16 protein-coding genes and 1 riboswitch are annotated in these 22,786 nt (G+C 72.3%); of the genes, 8 read left to right on the top strand and 8 right to left on the bottom strand.

Translation table 11 applies throughout. From position 1 onward, the window contains the following. Positions 1-102: 102 nt before the first annotated feature. Genes ACFWHU_RS09205 through ACFWHU_RS09195 form a run of 3 tightly spaced genes read right to left on the bottom strand, consistent with a single transcriptional unit; the run spans position 103 to position 4,888 of the window. On the bottom strand, positions 103-1,308 hold the full coding sequence (locus ACFWHU_RS09205; protein WP_387224496.1) for a VWA domain-containing protein: 1,206 nt from the start codon (positions 1,306-1,308) through the stop codon (positions 103-105). Beyond that, positions 1,305-3,707, bottom strand: a complete 2,403-nt coding sequence (locus ACFWHU_RS09200) for a DUF5682 family protein (RefSeq protein ID WP_387224814.1) — start codon at positions 3,705-3,707, stop codon at positions 1,305-1,307. The genes ACFWHU_RS09205 and ACFWHU_RS09200 overlap by 4 nt, the downstream gene beginning before the upstream one ends. A gap of 44 nt (positions 3,708-3,751) precedes the next feature. Further along, a complete protein-coding gene (locus ACFWHU_RS09195; RefSeq protein ID WP_387224495.1) occupies positions 3,752-4,888 on the bottom strand; it encodes an AAA family ATPase in 1,137 nt (378 codons plus the stop codon). A gap of 118 nt (positions 4,889-5,006) precedes the next feature. Here ACFWHU_RS09195 and ACFWHU_RS09190 point away from each other — a divergent pair, with 118 nt between their 5' ends. Together ACFWHU_RS09190 and ACFWHU_RS09185 are read left to right on the top strand one after the other, a co-directional pair. Next, entirely contained in the window at positions 5,007-6,380 is a 1,374-nt protein-coding gene (locus ACFWHU_RS09190; protein ID WP_387224494.1) for an SWIM zinc finger family protein, read from the top strand. A 114-nt stretch (positions 6,381-6,494) separates the two neighbouring features. Next, positions 6,495-8,135 (top strand): DUF5691 domain-containing protein, encoded by a 1,641-nt coding sequence (locus ACFWHU_RS09185; RefSeq protein WP_387224493.1) that lies wholly within the window; start codon positions 6,495-6,497, stop codon positions 8,133-8,135. Positions 8,136-8,189: 54 nt separating this feature from the next. Here the strand turns inward: ACFWHU_RS09185 and ACFWHU_RS09180 are convergent, their stop codons facing one another. Further along, the gene (locus tag ACFWHU_RS09180) at positions 8,190-8,603 is read right to left on the bottom strand and encodes a cobalamin B12-binding domain-containing protein (protein ID WP_385791461.1); all 414 of its coding nucleotides are present in this window, start codon (positions 8,601-8,603) and stop codon (positions 8,190-8,192) included. Between the two features lie 228 nt (positions 8,604-8,831). On the opposite strand from ACFWHU_RS09180, the gene ACFWHU_RS09175 reads away from it, so the two are divergent. Continuing rightward, the gene (locus tag ACFWHU_RS09175) at positions 8,832-9,743 is read left to right on the top strand and encodes an esterase/lipase family protein (RefSeq protein WP_385791463.1); all 912 of its coding nucleotides are present in this window, start codon (positions 8,832-8,834) and stop codon (positions 9,741-9,743) included. 295 nt (positions 9,744-10,038) lie between these two features. After that, positions 10,039-11,652 carry a peptidoglycan DD-metalloendopeptidase family protein gene (locus ACFWHU_RS09170; protein WP_387224492.1) on the top strand — a complete coding sequence of 538 codons (1,614 nt, stop codon included), beginning with the start codon at positions 10,039-10,041 and terminating at the stop codon, positions 11,650-11,652. Between the two features lie 112 nt (positions 11,653-11,764). On the opposite strand, the gene ACFWHU_RS09165 is transcribed toward ACFWHU_RS09170, so the two are convergent. Further along, positions 11,765-14,308: an ATP-dependent DNA helicase gene (locus ACFWHU_RS09165; protein WP_387224491.1), complete on the bottom strand. Its 2,544-nt coding sequence runs from the start codon at positions 14,306-14,308 to the stop codon at positions 11,765-11,767. A gap of 192 nt (positions 14,309-14,500) precedes the next feature. Continuing rightward, a riboswitch (cyclic di-AMP (ydaO/yuaA leader) is annotated at positions 14,501-14,661 on the top strand. Here ACFWHU_RS09165 and ACFWHU_RS09160 point away from each other — a divergent pair. Continuing rightward, on the top strand, positions 14,660-15,835 hold the full coding sequence (locus ACFWHU_RS09160; RefSeq protein WP_387224490.1) for an NlpC/P60 family protein: 1,176 nt from the start codon (positions 14,660-14,662) through the stop codon (positions 15,833-15,835). Its footprint overlaps the riboswitch before it by 2 nt. Here the strand turns inward: ACFWHU_RS09160 and ACFWHU_RS09155 are convergent. Next, positions 15,811-17,262, bottom strand: a complete 1,452-nt coding sequence (locus ACFWHU_RS09155) for a YncE family protein (RefSeq protein ID WP_387224489.1) — start codon at positions 17,260-17,262, stop codon at positions 15,811-15,813. The two genes, ACFWHU_RS09160 and ACFWHU_RS09155, sit on opposite strands and share 25 nt — an antisense overlap. Before the next feature lie 277 nt (positions 17,263-17,539). On the opposite strand from ACFWHU_RS09155, the gene ACFWHU_RS09150 reads away from it, so the two are divergent. Both ACFWHU_RS09150 and ACFWHU_RS09145 read left to right on the top strand, forming a co-directional pair. Then, positions 17,540-18,598 carry an NlpC/P60 family protein gene (locus ACFWHU_RS09150; RefSeq protein WP_387224488.1) on the top strand — a complete coding sequence of 353 codons (1,059 nt, stop codon included), beginning with the start codon at positions 17,540-17,542 and terminating at the stop codon, positions 18,596-18,598. A gap of 76 nt (positions 18,599-18,674) precedes the next feature. Then, positions 18,675-19,064, top strand: coding sequence for a hypothetical protein (locus tag ACFWHU_RS09145; RefSeq protein WP_385791473.1), 390 nt, complete (start codon positions 18,675-18,677; stop codon positions 19,062-19,064). A 46-nt stretch (positions 19,065-19,110) separates the two neighbouring features. On the opposite strand, the gene ACFWHU_RS09140 is transcribed toward ACFWHU_RS09145, so the two are convergent. Continuing rightward, positions 19,111-19,830, bottom strand: coding sequence for a LuxR C-terminal-related transcriptional regulator (locus ACFWHU_RS09140; RefSeq protein ID WP_385791475.1), 720 nt, complete (start codon positions 19,828-19,830; stop codon positions 19,111-19,113). After that, entirely contained in the window at positions 19,827-21,197 is a 1,371-nt protein-coding gene (locus ACFWHU_RS09135; RefSeq protein WP_385791476.1) for a PspC domain-containing protein, read from the bottom strand. Before ACFWHU_RS09135 ends, ACFWHU_RS09140 begins: the two co-directional genes overlap by 4 nt. Before the next feature lie 166 nt (positions 21,198-21,363). On the opposite strand from ACFWHU_RS09135, the gene ACFWHU_RS09130 reads away from it, so the two are divergent. Further along, positions 21,364-22,674, top strand: coding sequence for a PspC domain-containing protein (locus ACFWHU_RS09130; protein ID WP_385791478.1), 1,311 nt, complete (start codon positions 21,364-21,366; stop codon positions 22,672-22,674). Positions 22,675-22,786: the final 112 nt, after the last annotated feature.

Below are 22,786 nucleotides of genomic sequence, written 5' to 3'. Positions count from 1 at the left end.
CATGTCCGTCTCGCAGGTTATCCCCGTGGGCCGTGGACCCCTAAATCACAGATCACCCCTGAGCGGTGATACCTGTCACAGACACGTGGATGCCTGGGGTGGCTAGGGGGTGGTGGTGTCCGGTATGGGCAGGGGGCGCTTCTCGATCGCCGCCGCCATCACCTCCGGGAACAGGTCGGGGGTGCAGGCGAAGGCCGGGGCGCCGAGTGCGGCGAGGGCCGCCGCGTGGTCACGGTCGTAGGCGGGCGCGCCCTCGTCGGACAGCGCGAGCAGCGCCACGAACTGCGTGCCAGACGCCTTCATCGCCGCGACCCGCTTCAGCATCTCGTCGCGGATTCCGCCCTCGTACAGGTCGCTGATCAGGACGACGACGGTGTCGGCGGGCCGGGTGATCTGCGACTGGCAGTAGGCGAGTGCGCGGTTGATGTCCGTGCCGCCGCCGAGCTGGGTGCCGAACAGGACGTCGACGGGGTCGTCCAGCTGGTCGGTGAGGTCGACGACCGCGGTGTCGAAGACGACGAGGCGGGTGGAGATGGAGCGCATCGAGGCGAGGACGGCGCCGAAGACGGAGGCGTAGACGACGGACGCCGCCATCGAGCCGGACTGGTCGATGCAGAGGACGACCTCCTTCTTCACGGACTGTGAGGCGCGGCCGTATCCGATGAGGCGTTCGGGGACGACCGTGCCGTACTCCGGCAGGTAGTTCTTGAGGTTCGCGCGGATCGTGCGGTCCCAGTCGATGTCCCGGTGGCGCGGCCGGCTGATCCGCGCGGAACGGTCGAGGGCGCCGGTGAGCGTGGCGCGGGTACGGGTGGCGAGCCGCTTCTCGATGTCGGCGACGACCTTCCGCACGACGGCGCGCGCCGTCTCCTTGGTCGTCTCGGGCATGGCCTTGTTGAGTGAGAGGAGCGTGCCGACGAGATGGACGTCCGCCTCGACGGCCTCCAGCATTTCCGGTTCGAGCAGGAGCGCGGAGAGACCGAGCCGCTGGATCGCGTCGCGCTGCATGACCTGGACGACGGAGCTGGGGAAGTACGTCCGGATGTCGCCGAGCCAGCGGGCGACGGAGGGGGCGGACGCGCCGAGCCCCGCGGAGCGGTTGCCGGTGCTCTTCCTGGCCGTGCCGCTGCCGCCGCCTCCGTACAGAGCGGTCAACGCGCCGTCCATTGCGGCGTCCTGGCCGGTGAGCGGGCGTCCGGTGCCGTCGGCGGAGTCGCCGCCGAGGACCAGCCGCCAGCGCCTCAGCCGCTCGTCCGCCGCCTCGTCCGTCGTGCCGGTCCTGCCGTTCGTCGTGCCGGTCGTCGTCATCGGGCCGCCCCCGCGAGGTCGTTGTCGTCGTCGTGCTCAGGGCTGGGCTGCGGAAGGTCCCGGTCCGTCGGTCCGCCGAGCAGGAGACGGACGACCGGGAGGACCGCGTCCGCGCGGGTCTCGTCGATACCGGCGCCGAAGCCGGGGATTCCCGCCTCGGAGCGGTCGGGCCGCGCGCCGCCGCCCGCCGGTCCGCGCCGGACCAGTTCGCCGAGCGTGCGGCGCACTCCCGGTTCGTACGCGGAGAACGTACGGCGCAGCAGGGGCAGCACGTCGGTGAAGGAGCCGTCCGGCACCCCGGTCAGCCAGGTGTCCACGAGGCCGAGCAGCCGTTCGTCGTGGACCAGGAGCATTCCGCCGCCGGACGCTCCTCCCACGAACCCCTCGATCCAGGCCGCCGCGTCGGCCGGTGGCGTGGCGGGCGACAGGGCGAGGCCCATGAGGCGCGCTGCCTCGTCCTCGGGGAGGCGTCCGTCGTCCAGGAGCAGCCGGGCGGATCTGCCCCGGATGACGCCGGGCACGGTGTCCCGCGCGGCCAGTTTGCGCAGCACGGCGCCCCAGCGGCCCGGCAGGTCCCCGGCGGGGCGGCCGGGGGTGTCGGGCAGCAGGCCGATCGCGGTGTGGACGCTGTCGAGGTGCTCTCTCATCCCGGCCGCGCCGTCCGCGTCGAGCCCGGCGCAGGCGGGCGGCAGTCCGACGCAGATCCGCTCGGCGAGCCCGGCGGCGACTTCGCCGAGCGCCGCCGTGTCGGTGGACCGTACGTCTCCGTAGCGCAGCGAGCGGGCGAGCGCGGGCAGGGCCTGGGCGAGGTGGGCGACGTCGGCGTCCAGCGCGGCGCGGTCGGCGAGGGCCTTCATCACCACGGGCAGGGCGTCGGTCAGTTCGGCCAGGAGGCACTGCTCGGCGAGGGCGGTGACGTCGGCGAGGGCGGTCGCCGCCACTGCCCGGGACTCGGCCTTGGCGGTGGCAGCCGAGAGGACGGTGGTGCCCCAGACCCCGGCCTCGGCGACCCGTACGTACAACTCGGGCTCCCAGCGCAGCCGCCAGCTCTCGCGGAACGTGCCCGTGCTGCCGCGCCCGGTGGCCGGTTCGCCCCAGCCGATGCCGAGCAGCCTCAGCCGGTGCAGCATCCTGCTCCGGCCCGCGTCGGTCTCCTTACGGAGGTCGAGGTCCAGCTCGCGCTCCAGCGCTTCCGGCTTCAGCCGCAGCGAGCGCTGGAGCCGCGTCAGGTCGCGCTGCAACGGCACGGCCGGGGCGGAGTCGGGCACCTCACCGAGGACGTCCCCGACGATGAGCCGGTCCCTGATGAGCCCGAGCGGCACGTCGGACCCGTCGCACATGACGGCGCGGATCGCGTCGGTCGTTTCGGTCAGTCCGGCGAGGGGCCGGCCGCGCATGGTGGCCAGGGTCTCGGCGAGCCGCACGGCCTCGATGACATGGGCGGAGGAGATGGGCAGGTCCTCCTCGCGCAGCAGACCGGCGACCTTGGTCATCCAGCGCTCCACGGGGCGGTCGGGCGCGCCGAACAGGTGGCCGTACCAGCCGGGAGAGTCGATGCCCGCCCCGTATCCGCTGTGTCTGGCCAGCCGGTGGTGGGTCCACGGCACCCAGGTCATCTCGGACTTGACCTTGGGCAGTCCCTTGAGGAGGGCGCGGTCGGCGGTGGCCGTGGTCTTCGCGCCGAGTGCGGGCACGTGCCACGCGCCGCAGACGACGGCGACGCGGTCGTCACCGAACTCCTTCCGCGCGGCGCGGAGTTGGATCCGCATGTACGCCTCGCGGACCAGGTCGCGCGGGTGCCCGCCGTCGCCGTACTCCTCGCGCAGGGCTGTCATCGCCTCGCCGACGGCGGCGAAGGGCGCGAACGGGTCGGTTGCGGCGCCGCGGTGTTCCACGACGTCCTCCCACCAGCGCTCGGCGTCGTCATAGCCGGCGGCTTCGGCGAGGACGGCGAGCGGATCGATGCGCAGCGCCCGGGCGGAGGCGTCCGGATCGGGACCGGCTTCGGAGCCGGGTGTCTCGCCGTGCGGCGTCTCGTCCCCGTCCGTGAAGGCCAGCGAGTGCGTCGCGGGAAGGTCGATGAAGCGGACGGGCACGTCGTGGGTGAGCGCCCAGCGGATCGCGACCCACTCCGGGGAGAACTCGGCCAGCGGCCAGAACGCCGCGCGCCCCGGATCGTCCACGGCGTGGGCGAGCAGCGCGACGGGCGGGCGCATCTGCGCGTCGCCCGCGAGCGACACCAACGCGTCGCCCTCGGGCGGGCCTTCGATCAGGACGGCAGAGGGCGCGGCCGCGTCGAGCGCCGCCTGTACGGCGCGGGCCGAACCGGGCCCGTGGTGCCGGACGCCGAGCAGCAACGAGCCGCTCCCGGCAGGCCGCGCCGGGGCCGCGCCGGGCAGCGGGGACGCATCGGCCGACGTGTCCGTGTCCCGGACCGGCGTCGTCACGCGCCGACCTCTCGGCAGGCGCGGTAGAAGTCCTTCCAGCCGTCCCGCTCGCGCACGACGGTTTCCACGTACTCCTGCCAGATCACCCGGTCCGCCGCCGGGTCGCGGACGACGGCGCCGAGAATGCCGGACGCGACGTCGCCGGGGCGCAGGACGCCGTCGCCGAAGTGCGCGGCGAGCGCGAGGCCGTTGGTGACGACGGAGATCGCCTCCGCCGTGGAGAGCGTCCCGGAGGGGGACTTGATCTTCGTACGCCCGTCGGCCGTGACCCCGTCGCGCAGCTCGCGGAAGACCGTGACGACCCGGCGGATCTCGGCGATGCCTTCGAGGCCGCCCGGCAGGTCGAGCGAGCGCCCGATCTGGTCGACCCGCCGCGAGACGATGTCGACCTCCGCCTCGGCGGTGGCGGGCAGCGGCAGGACGACGGTGTTGAAGCGGCGGCGCAGGGCGCTCGACAGGTCGTTGATCCCCCGGTCACGGTCGTTGGCCGTGGCGATCACGTTGAACCCGCGGACCGCCTGGATCTCCTGACCGAGCTCCGGGACCGGCAGCGTCTTCTCGGACAGGATCGTGATGAGCGAGTCCTGCACGTCGGCCGGGATGCGCGTCAGCTCCTCGATGCGGGCGGTCATGCCTTCCGCCATGGCCCGCATGACGGGACTGGACACGAGCGCGTCCCGGCTCGGGCCGTGGGCGAGCAACTGCGCGTAGTTCCACCCGTATCGGATGGCCTCCTCGGGCGTGCCCGCCGTCCCCTGCACCAGCAGCGTCGAGTCACCGCTCACGGCGGCCGCCAGATGCTCGGACACCCAGGTCTTCGCGGTGCCGGGAACGCCGAGGAGAAGCAGCGCCCGGTCGGTGGCGAGTGTGGTGACGGCGACCTCGATGATCCTGCGCGGGCCCACGTACTTCGGCGTGATGACCGTGCCGTCGGGAAGCGTCCCGCCGAGGAGATACGTCGCGACCGCCCACGGCGAGAGCCGCCAGCGGACCGGCCGTGGCCGGTCGTCGGCGGCGGCGAGCGCCTTCAACTCGTCGGCGAAGGCGTCCTCGGCGTGCGGTCGCAGGACCTCGGCGCCGACGGCCCCGCCGACCGTCTCGGCGGTCGTCGCACTCGTTTCGGGCATGGTCATGGATCCCCCTCCAGATCGTTCGACCGGGTGTGGGATCCACGGTGCACCATGCCACTGACAATCGACCGTTTCCGCAGGTCGGAGCCGATTGTCAGTGGGGCGGCCTAACGTCGTGGGCATGGATAAAGCGGGGGTGCGCTGGACGACGGAACAGGTGCTGGCCCTGGCGCCTGACGATGCGTCACGCAAGGCGGGCGCCAGGCTGAGCGCCGCCGGGCCGTGGTCGGACGCGGGCAGCAGCGGCGAGGGGGCCGTATGGGGTCTGTGCAAGGGGAGCGGGAAGAAGCCGTATCAGACGGTGATAGACACGAAGGGCCCCGCGTACAAGTGCAGTTGTCCGAGCCGGAAGTTCCCGTGCAAGCACGCGCTGGGGCTGCTGATGCTCTGGGCCGCCGAGGGGGAATCGGCGGTCAGGACGGTCGTGGACGTGGGGGACGGGGAGGCCCCCGACTGGGCTGAGGAGTGGCTGGGGGCCCGCCGCGAGCGGAGCGAGGAGCAGGCGCGAAAAGCGAAGGACGAGGCCTCCGGGGCGGCCGGGCAGGCCGACCCGGAGGCTGCCAGGCGCCGGGCGGAGCGCAGGGCGGCCCGGATCACGGGCGGGGCGCTGGAGCTGGAGCAGCGGCTGATAGACCTGCTGCGCGGCGGGCTGGCGGCGGCGGAGCGGTCGGGATACGGGCTGTGGGAGGAGACGGCCGCCCGCATGGTGGACGCGCAGGCGCCGGGACTGGCCGCGCGGGTGCGGGAGTTGGGCTCGATACCGGGCTCGGGGGCGGGCTGGCCGGTGCGGCTGCTCGAAGAGTCGGCGCTGCTGCATCTGCTCGATCTGGGCTGGCTGGGGATCGACCGGCTGCCCGCGCCGCTGGCCACGACGGTCCGTACGCGGGTCGGGCTCCCCTCCCCCGCCGACGGCCCGCCGGTCAAGGACCACTGGCTGGTGCTCGCGCAGTACGACACGTCGGACGGCAAGATCACCACGCGCCGGATCTGGCTGTACGGGCGGGAGTCGGGGCGTACGGCACTGGTGCTGGGGTTCGGCGCGGCGGGCCGCTCGCCCCAACCGGCGCTGCCGGTCGGCCTGGTGATCGAGGCGGAGCTGACGCCGCACACGGGGGCGGGGCAGTTGAGGGCCGATCTGGGCGAGGAGGTGGGAATTCCCGAGGGGGGCGGGACTCCCCCGCCGGGCGGGACCACCACGGCGGCGGTGGAGGCGTACGGCTCGGCGCTGCGGGAGGATCCGTGGCTGGAGTCCTGGCCGGTGACGCTGACCGATGTCATACCCGTCCCCGAGGGGGACGGTTGGCAACTGGCCGACGCGGCGGGGGAGTCGGCCCTGGCCATCACGCCCGCCTCGCTCGCGCGGCCGGGTCTGTGGAAGCTGGTGGCGCTGTCGGGGGGCGGCCCGGTGACGGTCTTCGGCGAGTGCGGCCATCGCGGATTCACCCCGCTCGCGGCGTGGTCGGCGGACTCCCCGGAGACGGTCCGGCTGACCTGACCGACCCTCGGCATCCGGTTCGTCCTCGATCGCCGGACGGGCTCGCACTGCCCCGGCAGGCCCTACGGCCGTTTCCCCTATCTATACGTATCTCCATACGTACGGAGGCATCCGATGACCCGCACCACCCTCTGGGAAGATCTCGTCACGTCGGCCCTGCTCGGCACCGACCGGCGCACCCCGCCGGCGGACGTCATGGCTCCCGGCCAGGACGCGCCCGTCGCGCTCCTCGACGCCGCCGCGCTCCACACGCTCCGCCGGCGGGCGGGTCTGCTGCCCGCGCGCGCCGCCGCCCGGCCGGAGCCCGCGCCGCACGACGGCCGCCGCGAACTGCCGGAGCCCGCGCGCAGGCGCCTCTCCCAGCTGCTGGCCGACCGCTCGGCCCCGGCCGGTACGGGCGGCAGACGCGGTACGGCCCCTGATCTGACCGAACTGCTCCCGCAGTGGCTCACGACCGCGAACGACGAGGGCTACCGCGCCCCCGCCGCCGCGCTGCCCGCGCTCCTCGACGCCGCGCGCGGGCGCAACGACCTGCGGCCGCACGCCCTCGCGTTCGCCGGCCCGCGCGGACTCTGGCTCGCGCGCTTCAACTCGGACTGGAAGTTCGCGCTGCGCGGCGCGTCCGGCGGCGCCGTCCTGCCGGGCGTCCGGGACACCGAGGCCGTGGAGCAGTTGTGGGAGCAGGGGCTGTTCGCGGAGCGCGTCGCTCTGCTGGCGGCCGTCCGCGCGCAGGACGCGACCGCGGCGCGGGCGCTGCTGGCCACGACATGGCCGACGGAGCGCGCCGAGGACCGGCTGATGTTCCTCGACTCGCTGCGCGCCGGACTGTCCGACCTCGACGAGCCCTTCCTGGAGGACGCGCTCTCCGACCGCAGCCGCAATGTCCGCGCGACCGCCGCGGAGTTGCTGTCCGCGCTGCCGAACTCCGCGCTGGCCGCGCGGATGGCGGCGCGGGCGGCCACGTGCGTGAGCCTGGACCGCACCGAGGGCCCCACGGGCCCGACGGTCGTCGTCGAGGCGCCGCACGAGTGCGACGCGGACATGCAGCGCGACGGGGTGAGCCCGACACCGCCCAGCGGCCGGGGCGAACGGTCCTGGTGGCTGGGCCAGTTGGTGGAGGCGACACCGCTGTCGGTCTGGTCGGGCCGACTGGGGGACCGTACGCCCGAGGAGATCGTGACGCTGCCGGTCCTCGACGGCTGGACGGACGAACTGCACGCGGCGTGGTGCCGCGCCGCCGTCCGCCAGCGGGACTCCCACTGGGCCCGCGCCCTGCTGGGCCCACCGGCCGCATCCCCGGCCACCGGTCCGGGGGCGTCGTCACTGGCGGAGCGGGCGAAGCTGCTGGCCACCCTGCCCGCGGCGGAACGGGCCGCCTGGGTGGCCGGGTTCATAGCCGCGCACGGCCTCTCGGAGGCATTCCAGCTCCTCGGCGTCTGCGCGGTGCCGTGGTCCGAGCCGCTGGGCCGGGCGGTGGTCGACGCGCTCGACATCGCGCGGGACGGCGGGAGTTACCCGTGGAGCTTCAGCGGCGTGATGGGCCTGGCGGAACGCTGCCTGAACCCGGCGGAGGCGTCCCGACTGGAGATCCTCACCGCCACCCCGGACGAACCGGAGGGCGCGTCACCGGGAGCGGGCGGCTACTGGTCGGAGGCGTTCCAGCGCCTGGTCTCCACGCTGCGGCTGCGCGCCGCGATGCTGTCGGAACTGACAGGTGAGGGCTCGACGAGAACAGGCAGCCCGGCCGGCGACTGAGGTCCGGCGGTGGCCCGGCCACCCCGCCCCGGCCACCGCACTGTGCACTACGTACTACGCACCCGCGGGCTGCCGGACATTCGCGTTCACCCAGTCGACGATCGACGTCGTCGTCGCGCCGGGCGTGAAGATCTCCGCCACGCCCTTCGCCTTCAGGGGCGCGATGTCCGCCTCCGGGATGATGCCGCCGCCGAAGACCTTGATGTCCCGCGCGTCGTGCTGGTCCAGCAGATCGATGACCTTCGCGAACAGCGTGTTGTGCGCGCCGGACAGGATCGACAGGCCGATCGCGTCGGCGTCCTCCTGGAGCGCGGTGTCCACGATTTGCTCGGGCGTCTGGTGCAGCCCGGTGTAGATGACCTCCATACCCGCATCCCGCAACGCTCGCGCGATGACCTTGGCCCCGCGATCGTGGCCGTCGAGACCCGGTTTCGCCACCACCACTCGGATCGGACCGGTCACACCCATCACTGCCTCCACATACCGACTTCGTCGTCATTGGCACGGGTCCCCGTACCGGCGAGGGACGGAGATGTGAACGAACGTTATCTCCAGCATCTCGCACGCCGCTGTTTCGCGGTGGCCGGGGAGGGGGAAATCACACATTGGGACATGTTCACTCTGCGTCGTACCGGCCCCACCTGGTACGAGAGCCGCAAGGGAGCCGCTTCCCGTGTGGCGTAGGGAGGTAGGTCAATGAAGATCCCGCCTTTCTCCGAGCTTTTCTCGCCCTTTCCGTCCGTGGTGCGGCGGCCGGCGGCCTGGGAGCTGCCCGTCACGCTCCTGCGGGCCTCGGCCCTTGAGCTGGCGATTCTCGCGGGGCACATGGTCCTCTATCCGGGTGGTATCGCCAACGAACGCCCGGCCCCGGAGCTGCCGCCCGAGGCGGCCACACTGCCCACGGAGGGCCGCTCACGGCCGCCGGTCCTGCTCCTGCACGGTTTCGTGGACAACCGCTCCGTCTTCGTCCTGCTGCGCCGCTCGCTGGCCCGGCACGGCTGGCGGCATCTCGAATCCCTCAATTTCTCGCCGCTGACCAGCGACATCCGGCTGGCGGCCGAGGTGCTGGGCCGGCACATCGAGGAGATCTGCGCCCGTACGGGGCACCGCGAGGTCGACATCGTCGGCCACAGCCTCGGCGGACTGATCGCCCGGTATTACGTACAGCGACTGGACGGCGACGCACGGGTGCGGACCCTGATCACGATGGGCACCCCGCACGCCGGTACGGCCGCCATCCCGCTCGCGAGCGCGCACCCCGTCGTCCGGCAGATGCGGCCCGGCTCGGACCTGATCGAGGAGCTTCGGGAGCCGGCGCCCGGCTGCCGGACCCGGTTCGTCAGCTTCTGGAGCGATCTCGACCAGGTCATGTCACCGGTGGGCGCGGCCCGCGTCGAGCACCCGGACCTCGTCGCGGAGAACGTGGGCGTGACCGGTATCGGCCACCTCGCGCTGCCGGTGCATCCGGCCGTCGCCGCCGGTATCCGGTACGTCCTGGAGCACGACGGCGACGACGACCTCGCGGGCCTCATCGAGTCGGCCGAATGGGCGGGAAGCGACGCGGAAAGCACGGAGGGCCAGGCCGGCGGAGCGATATCGGTGGCGTGACGCCCCAAACGCCGAGATCGAAATTGGTTGCGCCCACGCCCGATTCGATGTCGGTTCGACACCTCGCCGACACTCTTGAAATCGAACAATCTTCGAACGTAGTGCCAAAGGTGCGCCCGCAGTTCGCCGAAAGACGGCCGAATGCCCGTTTCCAGAGCGCCCGGAAGTCGAGGAAGATTGTCGCCGTCGCATACCGCCGGGTACAGTCGCGGCCACTGCTTTCCCTTCTGGGTCCCACCGTTCGTCAAGACGGCCCCAGGAGCCTGGTTCTGCTGCCGAGGCGAGAGAGAAGTTGGTGAACGACCAGCACCCCCACGCCGGATACGCCGCCCACGACGGCTACTCCACAGGCAGCTTCGACAGTGACCCGCTCTTCGGCGCGCTTCCGGGCACGAGCCCGGTGGGCACGGTCACTTACGAGACGGACCACAGCGGTCAGTACGACTCGGCGCAGTGGAACGCGGGTTACGAGGGTTACGACCCCTACGCGACGCAGGCGCCGCAAGCACCCCAGGCTCAGTACGAGGCGTACGACGCCTATGCGGCACAGCCTCAGCAGCCCCACCAACCCCAGCAGTCGTACGACACGACGGGTCAGTGGGACGCCAACGCCTGGAACGAGGCGAACCAGGCGGCCAGTTACGGATATGACCAGACCGGCCAGAGCGCCCCGGCCGACCAGTGGTCGGCGCCCGTCGCCGACACCGGCGCCTACGACGCCACCGCCTGGAACTCGGGCGAACCGGCGGTCCAGCCGGACGTACCGTTCCAGAGCGAGACTCCGGCGGCTCCGTACTACGGCGACACCGCGACGTACGAGTCGCACGACCCGGCGACGTACGAGTCCCACGAGGCGACTTACGAGCCCGCCGCGTACGAGTCGGCCGCCTACGACCCCGAGGTCGAGCACCAGCACGAAGCCGCGTACGACCAGCCGGAGTTCACGCAGGCCGAGTACGCGCAGCCCGAGTACGAGAGCGGCCAGGAGCACGAGTACGACACGCCCGGTCCGGAACCTGAACAGGTGTCGGAATCGGATTCGTCGCCCGAATGGGACCACTCCGAGCACGCGGACCACCCTCACGCGGACCACCTTGTCGGGGCCGCGGCCACCGCCACCGCCGCGACGGTCACCCCCCGCCCGGTCCGCCGGGCGGCCGGAGGCAGCCGGGGCAGGCGTCGTACGCCGGCGAAGCGTTCGGCACTGCTGACCGTCGCCGTCCCCTCCGCCTGTGTCATGGGCGTCGCCGGTATCGCCGCCGCGTCGGTCGGCGGACTCGGCGCCGAGGAGACCAAGGACGACTCGACCACGGTCACCGCCGCGGACGCGACAGCGATCAAACCCGCCGCGGTCAACAACAAGCTCGACACCCAACTCGCCGCTCTCGACGCCGACGCGCGTGACTTCGGGGACCGCGCCAGCCGCACCCAGGAGCGCATCGACCTCAAGGAACGCCAGGCGGCGGAGAAGAAGAAGCGCGAGGCAGAGGCCGCGGCCCGCGAGGCCGCGCGCCCCAAGTTCGCCATCCCCGTCGCGAATCACGCCCTCAGCGCGTACTACGGCCAGGCCGGCGTCAACTGGATGTCGATGCACACCGGCATCGACTTCCCCGTCTCGTACGGCACCCCCGTGATGGCCGCGACGGACGGCACGGTCCGTACGCAATGGAACGGCGCCTACGGCAACATGGCGATCGTGACCGCCCCCGACGGCACCGAGACCTGGTACTGCCACCTCAGCAGCACGAAGATCCGCTCCGGATCGGTCAAGGCCGGTGACGAGATCGCGTACTCCGGGAACTCGGGCAACTCCACCGGTCCGCACCTGCACTTCGAGGTACGGCCGGGTGGCGGCTCGGCGATCGACCCGCTGTCCTGGTTCCGCAGCCACGGTCTCGAACTGTCGTAAGCGGTCCGTTCCGCGCCGCTCCCGGCTCCGCGCTTTCCCCGGCATCGACGCGGCGGGCCTCGTCGGCCCGCCGCATCCTTGTACCCGCGCGTCCCCGCGCCTGGACCGCTCGCTAGAGCTTGTCGACCGGCGCGTACCGCAGCAGCAACCGCTTCGGCTTCGAGTCACCGAAGTCGATCGTCGCCTGCGCGTCGGCGCCCGACCCCGTCACCGTGACGACCGTCCCGAGCCCGAACTGGTCGTGTGTGACCCTGTCCCCCACCGCCAGCGAGATGACCGGCTTCTCGGTCGCGCGCCGTGTGGCGAACCCGGCGGGGCCCGACCGTGAGCGGGACGTGGACAGCGAGGACGTGATCCCCGACGTCGGCCCGGCGGGGGCGGCCATCGGGCCGGTGCGCTTCCACGCCAGATGCTCGCCCGGAATCTCCTCCAGGAAGCGCGACGGCGGATTGTACGAGGGCTGGCCCCACGCGCTGCGCATCGAGGACCGGGTCAGATAGAGCCGCTCGCGGGCGCGCGTGATGCCGACGTACGCCAGCCTGCGCTCCTCCTCGAGCTCCTTCGCCTGGCCGAGCGCACGCATGTGCGGGAAGACGCCGTCCTCCATGCCCGTCAGGAAGACGACCGGGAACTCCAGCCCCTTCGCGGTGTGCAGCGTCATCAGCGTGATGACACCGGAGCCGTCCTCGTCCTCGTCCGGGATCTGGTCGGAGTCGGCGACCAGCGCGACCCGCTCCAGGAACTCGGCGAGGGTCCCGGACGGAGTCGCGGCGGGCGCGTCCCCGGCGGCGGCCGCCTCGTCGGCGTCGACACCGCCCGCGTCGGCGTCCGCTTCCGTGTCCGCCGTTCCCGTCCCCGACGCTTCCGCCCCGGCCGCCTGCGCGCGCTCCTGCTCGAACTCCAGCGCCACGGCGGCCAGTTCCTGCAAGTTCTCGATCCGCGTCTCGTCCTGCGGGTCGGTCGACGCCTGCAACTCCGCCAGATAGCCGGTCCGTTCCAGCACGGCCTCCAGGACCGTCGCCGGACCGGCGCCGGACTCGACGACCGTACGCAACTCCTCCATCAGCGTGTTGAAGCGCTTCACGGCGTTCGACGAGCGGGCCGCCATGCCGTACGCCTCGTCGACCCGGCGCAGCGCCTGCGCGAAGGAGATCTTCTCCCGGACCGAGAGCGCGTCGATCATCGCCTCGGCCCGGTCGCCGATGCCGCGCTTGGGCACGTTCAGGATCCGGCGCAGCGGGACGCTGTCCTCCGGGTTGGCGAGGACGCGCAGATAGGCCAGCACATCGCGGACCTCCTTGCGCTCGTAGAAGCGCACACCGCCGACGACCTTGTACGGCAGGCCGACGCGGATGAAGATCTCCTCGAAGACACGCGACTGAGCGTTCGTCCGGTAGAAGACGGCGACGTCGCCCGCCTTGGCCTCCGACGCGTCCGTCATACGGTCGATCTCGTCGGCGACGAACTGCGCCTCGTCGTGCTCGGTGTCCGCCACGTACCCGGTGATCAGGGCGCCCGCTCCCGCGTTCGTCCACAGATTCTTGGGCCGCCGGCTCTCGTTGCGCTCGATGACCGCGTTGGCCGCGCTGAGGATCGTCTGCGTGGAGCGGTAGTTCTGCTCCAGCAGGATCGTCGTCGCGTCCGGGTAGTCCTCCTCGAACTGGAGGATGTTACGGATCGTGGCGCCCCGGAACGCGTAGATGGACTGGTCCGCGTCACCGACCACGCACAGCTCGGCCGGGTCGTCCCCCTCGCCCGAGGGGCCGACCAGCTCACGCACCAGGGTGTACTGCGCGTGGTTGGTGTCCTGGTACTCGTCCACCAGGACGTGGCGGAACCGGCGGCGGTAGTGCTCCGCGACATCCGGGAACGCCTGGAGCAGATGGACCGTCGTCATGATGATGTCGTCGAAGTCCAGCGCGTTGGCCTCGCGCAGCCGCGCCTGGTACATCCGGTACGCCTCGGCCAGCGTCTTCTCGAAGGGGTCCGTGGCCTGGCCGGCGAAGGTCTCCTCGTCGATCAGCTCGTTCTTCAGATTCGAGATCTTGGCGCTGAACGCCTTCGGGGGGTGGCGCTTGGGGTCGAGGTCCAGATCGCGGCAGACCAGGGCCATGAGCCGCTTGGAGTCGGCCGCGTCGTAGATCGAGAACGACGACGTGAACCCGAGCCGCTTCGACTCTCGGCGCAGGATCCGCACGCAGGCGCTGTGGAACGTCATCACCCACATGGCGTTGGCGCGCGGTCCGACGAGCTGTCCGACGCGCTCCTTCATCTCGCCCGCGGCCTTGTTGGTGAACGTGATCGCCAGTATTTCGCCCGGATGCACGCTGCGGTTCCCCAGCAGATACGCGATCCGGTGCGTCAGCACCCGGGTCTTGCCGGAGCCCGCGCCCGCCACGATGAGCAGCGGCGATCCGGTGTGCACGACGGCGGCGCGCTGCTCGTCGTTCAGCCCTTCGAGCAGCGCCGCCGGGTCCACGACCGTGCGCGGCGCACCGTCTCGGTGGTACGCATCCCTGGGCGGGGGCACGTCGAACTTCCCTCCGAAGAGATCGTCGGGCACCTGTTCCGGAGCGGTGTCCTCGGGTGGCGGCGGGGGCTCCTCGGCCGAGGGCTGGAGGTCCGCCAGGAAGCTGTCGTCAAAGAGGCTGCTCATCGCTTCCTGAGTCTAGGGTGCCGCACTGACAGCCCGCCGCCACATGGCCTCGCGGGGGCACCAACGAGCGTTTGCGTCAAAGGTCACGAAAATGTATCGGGCATATCGGCCATCAACCTTCACAGCGGCACCACAGATTGGCTAGCGTGCACGCCGAGGCCGTCCGTACTCCATCGGCGATCAGCGCCAAGCGGGCTGCCTGCGCCGAATCCGGGCTTCCCGAAGGGAGTCCGGAACCGGGGACCCACCAAGTTCCACCGGGGTGAATCGGGCCGTGATCCTGGCCCGTAGGGCAGCCTTCCGTTCCGCCCGAACCCGACAGCTAACCCGGTAGGCGGTCCACGGAAGGAGATGCCGACCTTGGCGTCGCATCGCAAATCGCGCAGTCGCACCGGAGTGCGCGCGAACACACCGGCTGTCGGCTTCACGACGGCCGCACTCGCCTCGGTCACGCTTCTGTCGACGCAGAGCGCCACCGCCGCGCCGGCGGAGCCCAAGCCCTCCATAGAAGAGGTGCAGAAGAAGGTCGACGACCTGTACCGGCAGGCCGGTACTGCGACGCAGCAGTACAACAAGGCGAAGGAAGCGACCGACACGCAGCGCAAGTCGGTCGACCGGGTCCTGGACGACGTCGCCAAGAGCGCCGAGAAGGTCAACGAGGCGCGGCGCTCCCTCGGTACGTACGCGGCGGCGCAGTACCGCGCGGGCGCGGTCGGTCCCACGGCCGCCCTGATGTTCGCCGACAGCCCGGAGTCGTACTTCGAGCAGACCCAGCTGATGGACCGGCTGACCGACCGCCAGCAGGAAGCCGTCGAGGACTTCCAGAAGGAGCAGCGGTCCGCGGCCAAACAGCGTGTGAAGGCGACGAAGAGCCTGGAGACACTGACGGAGTCGCAGACGTCGCTCAAGGCGGGCAAGCAGAAGGTCCAGAACAAGCTCGCGGCGGCGCGGTCGCTGCTGTCGGACCTGACGGCCGAGGAGAAGGCGCGGCTCGCCGCGCTGGAGCGGAAGAAGGAGGAGGAGGCGCGCCGCAAGGCCGAGGCGAAGGCCGAGGAGGAGGCCGCGGAGCGCAAGCGTCAGGAGGAGGCGCGGCAGGAGGAGGCGCCCGCCACCGGGGGCGGCACGGACACGGGCTCGGGCTCGGGCGGCGGCTCGGGGGCCACGGACGGTACGTACGCGGCCAAGGCCGAGAAGGTCCTCGCGTTCGCCCGCGCCCAGATCGGCAAGCCGTACGTGTGGGGCGCCACCGGCCCCAGTTCGTACGACTGCTCGGGGCTGACGGGCGCCGCCTGGAAGGAGGCCGGCGTCCAACTGCCGCGTACGACCTGGGACCAGGTGAAGGTCGGCAAGCGGGTCGCCACGGCGGATCTGCTCCCCGGCGACCTGGTGTTCTTCTACGACGACATCAGCCACGTCGGCATCTACAAGGGCGACGGCAAGATGATCCACGCGCCGAAGCCGGGTGCGAACGTCCGCGAGGAGTCCATCTACTACATGCCGATCTACGGCAGCGTGCGCCCGGCCTGAGCGGGTCGCCCCGCCGGGCCGTTGAGGAACCAGACGTCGATCGGGTCCATCTCGTCCTGTTCGGCGCACCCGACGGTGACCAGGGCGCGGCCGTCCGGGGTGAAGGCGGCGACGCTCGGCCCGGACGACAGCCGCAGCACGCGGCCGTCGCCGCCGAAGAGGACGTCGCCGACGTCCGACGACATGAACGCGAGCGGTCCGCCCTCGGTCCATATCGCCCGCGCGGTGATCACCGACAGCGGGTCGGTGGCGACCATGCCGTCGGGCGCCCGGTCCGGCCGTATCAGCTCACCCGCGGTGAGGGTGGACGGCGGGGCCGGGGCCTCGGCCGGGGACGAGGACTCGGTCGACGGCGGGGACAGCGTCAGCACGCACACCGCCGGGTCGTCCTTGCCGTCGGCCCCGACGGCGAGGAACCCGGTGCCGTCCGGCGCCGCGGCCAGCGCGTGGATCGTGACCAGCCCGGTGTCCGCCTCGGCGAGCACCGCGCCGCCGGCCGCGTCCCGCACGACCAGCCGGCTGCCGCGGGCGTGCCCCAGCAGCCTCCCGGCCGCGTCCAGGGCGACGGGGCCCTCGCCCTCCCAGCGCGCCCCGTCCGGACCGGGTGAACCTGCCAGGACCTTCCCGGTCCGCGCGTCCAGGACGGCAACGGGGCCGCCGCGCAGCCGCCCCACGGCCACCCTCCGACCGTCCGCGTCGAACGAGAACCGCACGGGCACGTCGATGCCCACGTGGTCGTCCTCGGCCTCCTCCTCGTCCCCGTCGTCCGCCCCGGCACCGGCCGATCCGTCCGGCCAGATGTCCTCGGGGTCGAGCGTCCACAGCGGCTCCCCGGCCGACGACCAGGCGTGCCAGCGGCACTCCACCGAGGCGGCCACGGTCGCGCCGTCCGGGGATATCTGGATGTCGAGCGGGTTGTCGTGGTAGTCGGCGCCGCCGAGGAACATGGTCAGCGGACCGCTCGCGACCGTGCTCCAGCCGACGACGTCGCCGCCGTTGTGATGCCACTCGGCCACCGCGCCGAACACCAGCCGCCGCAGGCCGGACGGGGCCGCCACCGCCATCGCGCCGTAGGGGAATGCCACGCCGTCGGTCAGCGCGTACCCCGAGGCCGTGTGCACCCTGTCGTTCGCCTCTTCGTACTCGTCCCGGTCCGCCTCCGGCTCGGCCGGCACCCTGGCCGACTCCACGTCGACCAGCCGGCCGAGCCTGCGGGTCCCCGCCAGCGCGTGGTACGGCCGTACGTCACCCGCCAGCCACTCGGCCCACCACCGGTCCGGCATCGGCCGCTGCTCCGGCGGCCAGCTCCGCAGACCGGTGGCGGCGGTGGCCACCTCCGACTCGTCCAGGGCTTCGAGCAGCGGGCACAGCCGATCCCAAAGCGACCTGGAACAAGGCCCCTTCAGCATTTCCCCGAGAGTGGTCATGGGAAGAACCTACGCGCGACCGCTGACAGTTCGGGCCCGCCCCCCGGGGCCGCTGTACCACCGCTCCCCCGCCGCATGTGCCGGTGTCATCCGATCGGTCAAGTTCTGTCCGGGACTGTCGAATCCGGTGGGGACCCGGCGGCCACATTCCGTCGCCGAGCTGCCGGCTGCGGGCAATTACGGCCATGCCGCCGCGCTGCCGTGACCGCCGCGCCTAGCGTCCTCACGTCAGGAACCCGTACGGAACAGAGCCGGAACGAAGGATGTGGACGCCCCCGTGGCAGCGCACCGCCGACCCCGATCCAAGCACCGACCGTTCAGCGGCCAGTACGGCCGTACGGCGGCCACTCTCGCCCTCGCGGGCGCCGCGACGGCCACCGGGCTCGAAGGCTCCGCACACGCCGAGCCGCGCCTCACGCCGGCGCAGGTGAAGGCGAAGGTCGACAAGCTCTACCACGAGGCGGAGGCCGCCACCGAGAAGTACAACGGGGCGAAGGAGAAGGCGGACGACGCGCGCGCCTCGCTGGACAAGCTGCGCGACGAGGCCGCGCGGCGGACGGAACGGCTCAACGTCTCGCGCAACGCGCTCGGTTCGATCGCCGCCGCCCAGTACCGCGCGGGCGGTCTCGACCCCGCCGTACAGCTCGCCCTCAGCTCCGACCCCGACGAGTATCTGCGCGGGGCGGCGCTCGCCGAACGGGCCGGCTTCCAGCAGGCCCGCGCCGTCAGTGGGATGCGCACGCAGCTCGGCGACATCGACCGCCTCCGTACGAAGGCCGACGGAAAGCTCGCCGACCTGAAGAAGCGTCAGGCCGAGCTGGCCACGCACAAGTCGACCATCAACAAGAAGCTCGACGACGCCCGGAGGCTCCTCGACCGGCTCACCGCCGCCGAGCGCGCGCGGTACGAGGGGAGCACCGGGTCGGCCGACCCGCGCGCCGACCGCTCGCGGAACCGCGCCGCCACGGCGGCCCTGGCCGCGCCCAACGCCCGCGCCGCCGCCGCGATCGCCTACGCGCGCGGGGCGATCGGCAAGCCCTACGTGTGGGGCGCGACCGGCCCCGCCGGGTTCGACTGCTCCGGGCTGACCCAGGCCGCCTGGCGCGCCGCCGGAGTCGCCCTCCCCCGCACCACGTACACGCAGATCAACGCGGGACAACGGGTCTCCCGCTCCCAGCTCGCCCCGGGCGACCTGGTGTTCTTCTACTCCGGGATCTCGCACGTGGGGCTCTATGTGGGCGGCGGGCAGATGATCCACGCCCCTCGGCCCGGCGCCGGGGTGCGGATGGCCCCGATCGACCAGATGCCGTTCGCGGGCGCCGCCCGCCCCGCTTAGCCCTGTCGGTCACTGGAGGCACCCACCCGGCCCAAGCCCGGATGCCGTTCCGCGCGCGCCGCACGACGATGACGCCATGAGACACGGACGGGCCCGCGCGGCGGCGCTCACTCTCGGCGCGGTGCTTGCCCTGGCACCGGCCGGTGCCACTCCCGACGGCTGCGGCGACCTCACCGGCGGCCGGCTCTGCGTCGAGGGCCCGGTGGGCGGCGAGGGGGCGTTCACGACGCGTTACGTGCGGCACGGCGCCGACGGCGAAAAGGGCCCCGGCCCGGCGGTCCAGCTCGGCTACCAGCGCAAGGACGCGCGGATCACCGCGTTCCCCGGCTGGTTCGGCACCCTCCGTACGAAGGACGGCTCGGCCGAGCTGACCGGCACGCTCGACACGGCGCCCGGCGAATGCGTCCGCGGTCTGCTGCACCACGACGGCCGGGACTACGTCACCGAATGGCTCTGCTCGGACTGACCGGCCCGCCCGCACACAGACGTAGCACCCTCATACGGAGGTGAACTCACACCAGCCTGCGCGCCGTCGCCCACCTGGTCAGTTCGTGCCGGTTGGAGAGCTGGAGCTTGCGCAGCACAGCCGAGACGTGCGACTCGACCGTCTTCACCGAGATGAAGAGCTGTTTCGCGATCTCCTTGTACGCGTAACCGCGCGCGATCAGCCGCAACACCTCGCGCTCGCGCTGTGTGAGGCGGTCCATGTCCTCGTCCACCGGCGGCGCGTCCGTCGAGGCGAACGCGTCGAGTACGAAGCCCGCCAGCCGCGGCGAGAAGACCGCGTCGCCGTCCTGGACCCGGAAGATCGAGTCCACCAGGTCCGTGCCGGTGATCGTCTTGGTGACATAGCCGCGCGCACCGCCGCGGATCACGCCGATCACGTCCTCCGCCGCGTCGGACACCGACAGCGCCAGGAAGCGCACCGGGTCCTCGGCCGCCGCCATCAGCGGCGCGCAGCGGCGCAGGACTTCCACGCCGCCGCCACCGGGGAGGTGGACGTCGAGCAGGACGACCTCGGGACGGGTGGCCGTGATGACCGTGACGGCCTGGTCGACGTCGGCGGCCTCGCCGACGACCTCAACGCCCGTGGTCGCGGTCTGCCCGATCTCGGCCTGGACACCGGTGCGGAACATGCGGTGGTCGTCGACCAGCACCACCCGTACCCGCCTGCTCTCGGCCTCTCCCCCGCCGTCGCCGCTCGTGCCGGTCGTCCCGCTGGTGCCGGTCATGCGTCCGCCGCCCTCTCCATCTCAAGCTCCACTTCCGTGCCCCCGTCGGGCGCCGAACGCACCCTCGCCGTACCGCCGTTGCGTTCCATCCGGCCGAAGATCGACTCTCGTACGCCCATCCGGTCGTCGGGCACCGCGTCCAGATCGAACCCGGGCCCGCGGTCCCGTACGGAGACGAAGACCGTCCGGCCCTCGACCTCCGCGTAGACCTGCACGGCGCCTCCCTCGCCACCGTACTTGGCGGCGTTGACCATTGCCTCGCGTGCTGCCTGCATCTGTGCGGCCAGTTTGTCGTCGAGCGGGCAGTCGCCGACCACCACGACCTCGATCGGTACGCCGTGGTAGTCCTCCACCTCGGCGGCGGTCGCCTTCACGGCCTCGGCGAGGGTGTCGGGTTCGTTCTCCTCGTCCTTGCCGGTGCCTTCGGGCTTGTACAGCCAGGCGCGCAGCTCCCGCTCCTGCGCGCGGGCGAGCCGCCGGACCTCGCCGCCGTCGTCCGCGTTGCGCTGTATCAGCGTGAGCGTGTGCAGGACGGAGTCGTGTACGTGCGCGGCGACCTCGGCGCGTTCCTGGGCGCGGATGCGCATCAGGCGCTCGTCGGACAGGTCCTGGGTCATCCGTACGAGCCAGGGCCCGGCGAGCAGCGCGACTCCGGCCACGACGGCGATGGCCGCCGTAAGGACGTTGCCGAGCTGGGCCGCCGAGCCGCGTACGACCATGAAGACGGTCAGGCCCATGCCGACGAGGGCGACACCGGCGAGCCCGCGCGCCATCTGGAAGATCCTGCGGCGCCTGCTGTCGGTCGAGAGCGAGGCCCACTGGGCGCGGCGGGCGTTGTCGGCCTGGCGCCAGACCAGGACGACACCGGCGCCGATGAGCAGCGTCGGCCAGATGTAGTTGCCCGCGCCGCCGCGGCCGAGGTCGGCGCTGGCCACGAAGACGGTCCCGACGACGAACAGCGCGATGATCGCGAAGGTCTGTCCCCGGTCGGGTTTGCGGAGCCGGCGCCGCCCGTCGCCCGTCGTCTCGAAGAGCGGGCGCGTCTCGGTGGGGGTGCCGCCGACGCCGAGCGGCACGACGATCCAGAAGATGGCGTACAGCAGCGCGCCGAGCCCCTGCGCCAGGAACAGGGCGAGGAAGACCAGCCGCACCCAGCCGACCGGCAGCCCCAGATGGCCCGCGAGCCCGCGTGCGACGCCGCCCAGCAGTCTGCCGTCCGCGCTGCGGTAGAGCTTGCGCAGGGGCTGCTCGTCGGCCCCCGGTGCCGTCCCCGACGCCCGGCTCCGGCTCCGGGACGCGCTCGACGGCCCCGCGCCCGAGGACGACGAGGAGGACGACGGGGGCGGGGTTGGCGTGGCGACCGGCATGCCACTGATGGTCACACGGCGGTGCGGGCCGTGGCATCAGGGCTGCGCCCTGAGAGCGGCCCCGAGAACGACCCTGACACCCCCCGGCCGGCCCCGGCGGAATATCAGGGACGGGCCAGGGTCGGCACGGGTGGAGACCGGGCGGGCGGGCGGTCACCATGGACCCATGACTCAGTCCGCCCCGCACACCTCGACGCAGCCGCCGCAGCCACGGCCTCCTCAGCTGGTGCGCGCGCCGCGGCAGAAGGTCGTCGCGGGCGTCTGCGGCGGGCTGGGGCGGTACTGCGACCTGGACCCGGTCATCTTCCGGATCGTCATCGTCGTGCTCACGCTGACCGGTGGCATCGGGCTGATCTTCTACGGCTTCGCCTGGCTGCTCGTCCCGCTCGACGGTGAGGACGACAACGAGCTGCGGCGGCTGCTGTCGGGCCGCGTCGACGGTGCCTCCCTGATCGCCGTGCTGCTCGCGCTCGTGGGCTGCGGCCTGTTCCTGTCGATGCTCAACAACGGCGAGACGCTGGGCTTCGCCACGCTGCTGTCGATAGCGGCGATCGGCGCGGCGGTCTGGTCGCAGCGGCGGCACGCCACCTCTCAGGAGGGCGGCCCGCTCGACCCGGGGACGGCGGCGGCGGTGGCCGAGGCCCCACCGGAGACGAAGGCGCCGCCGACGCCGGGCAGTCCGTCGTGGTGGCGCGACCCGATCGTCAAGGACGGTACGACGGGGCCTCCTTCACCGTCCGGGTATCTGTGGGGTCCGGACGACGAGGCCGACGAGGCGGGCCGGGGTTCCAAGCGCCGGGGGGCGGGGAAGCGGAAGTCGTCCGGGGGCTCGTGCGGGCGGCACGGCCCGCGCGGGATCGGCGGGCGGATCTTCCTGCTGGCGCTGCTCGCGGGCGGTCTCGCACTGAGGCTGTCGTGGGACTCCGAGCCGCTCGGCACGAGCCTCCAGATCGGCTTCGCCGCCGCGCTGGGTGTATTCGGTATCGGTCTCGCGGTGAGCGCCTTCCTGGGACGTACGGGCTTCGGCACGATCTTCCTCACCGTCGTCACCGCCGGACTGCTCGCGGGCTCGGCGGCCATCCCGAAGGACATCGGCACGGACTGGGTCCGCAAGACCTGGAGCCCGGCGGCCGTCGCGTCGGTTGCGCCGATGTACGAACTGGGCACCGGGGTCGGGAAGCTCGACCTGACCGCCGTCGACGTCCCGGCGGGCGAGACCCTCCGTACGAAGGCGGAGGTCGGCGCCGGGAAGCTGAAGGTCGTCGTGCCGCGCGACGTGACGCTGAAGGTGCACGCGGAGACGGGGCTCGGCGACATCCGGCTCCCCGGTGAGCCGCCGAACGACATCGACCTCTCACCGGCGCAGGCGCGGACGCGTACGGTGGCCCCGCCCAAGGGCGTGAAGCCCGCGGGCACACTGGACCTTCGGCTCGAAGTCGGTGTCGGACAGGTGGAGGTGACCCGTGCCGCTGCATGAGTTCAAACCGGGCAAGCTGGTGGCCGGCCTGGCCGTGATGGGCGCGGCCACCGTGTTCGCCGGTGACGCGGGGGGCTGGTGGGACGCCCCCTGGTTCGTGATCGTGCCGATC

Source organism: Streptomyces sp. NPDC060366, from assembly GCF_042725135.1.
In the GTDB taxonomy this organism is placed as follows: Bacteria; Actinomycetota; Actinomycetes; order Streptomycetales; family Streptomycetaceae; genus Streptomyces.
The sequence above is the reverse complement of the archived record's forward strand: the minus strand, read 5'-3'. Positions and strand labels throughout refer to the sequence as shown.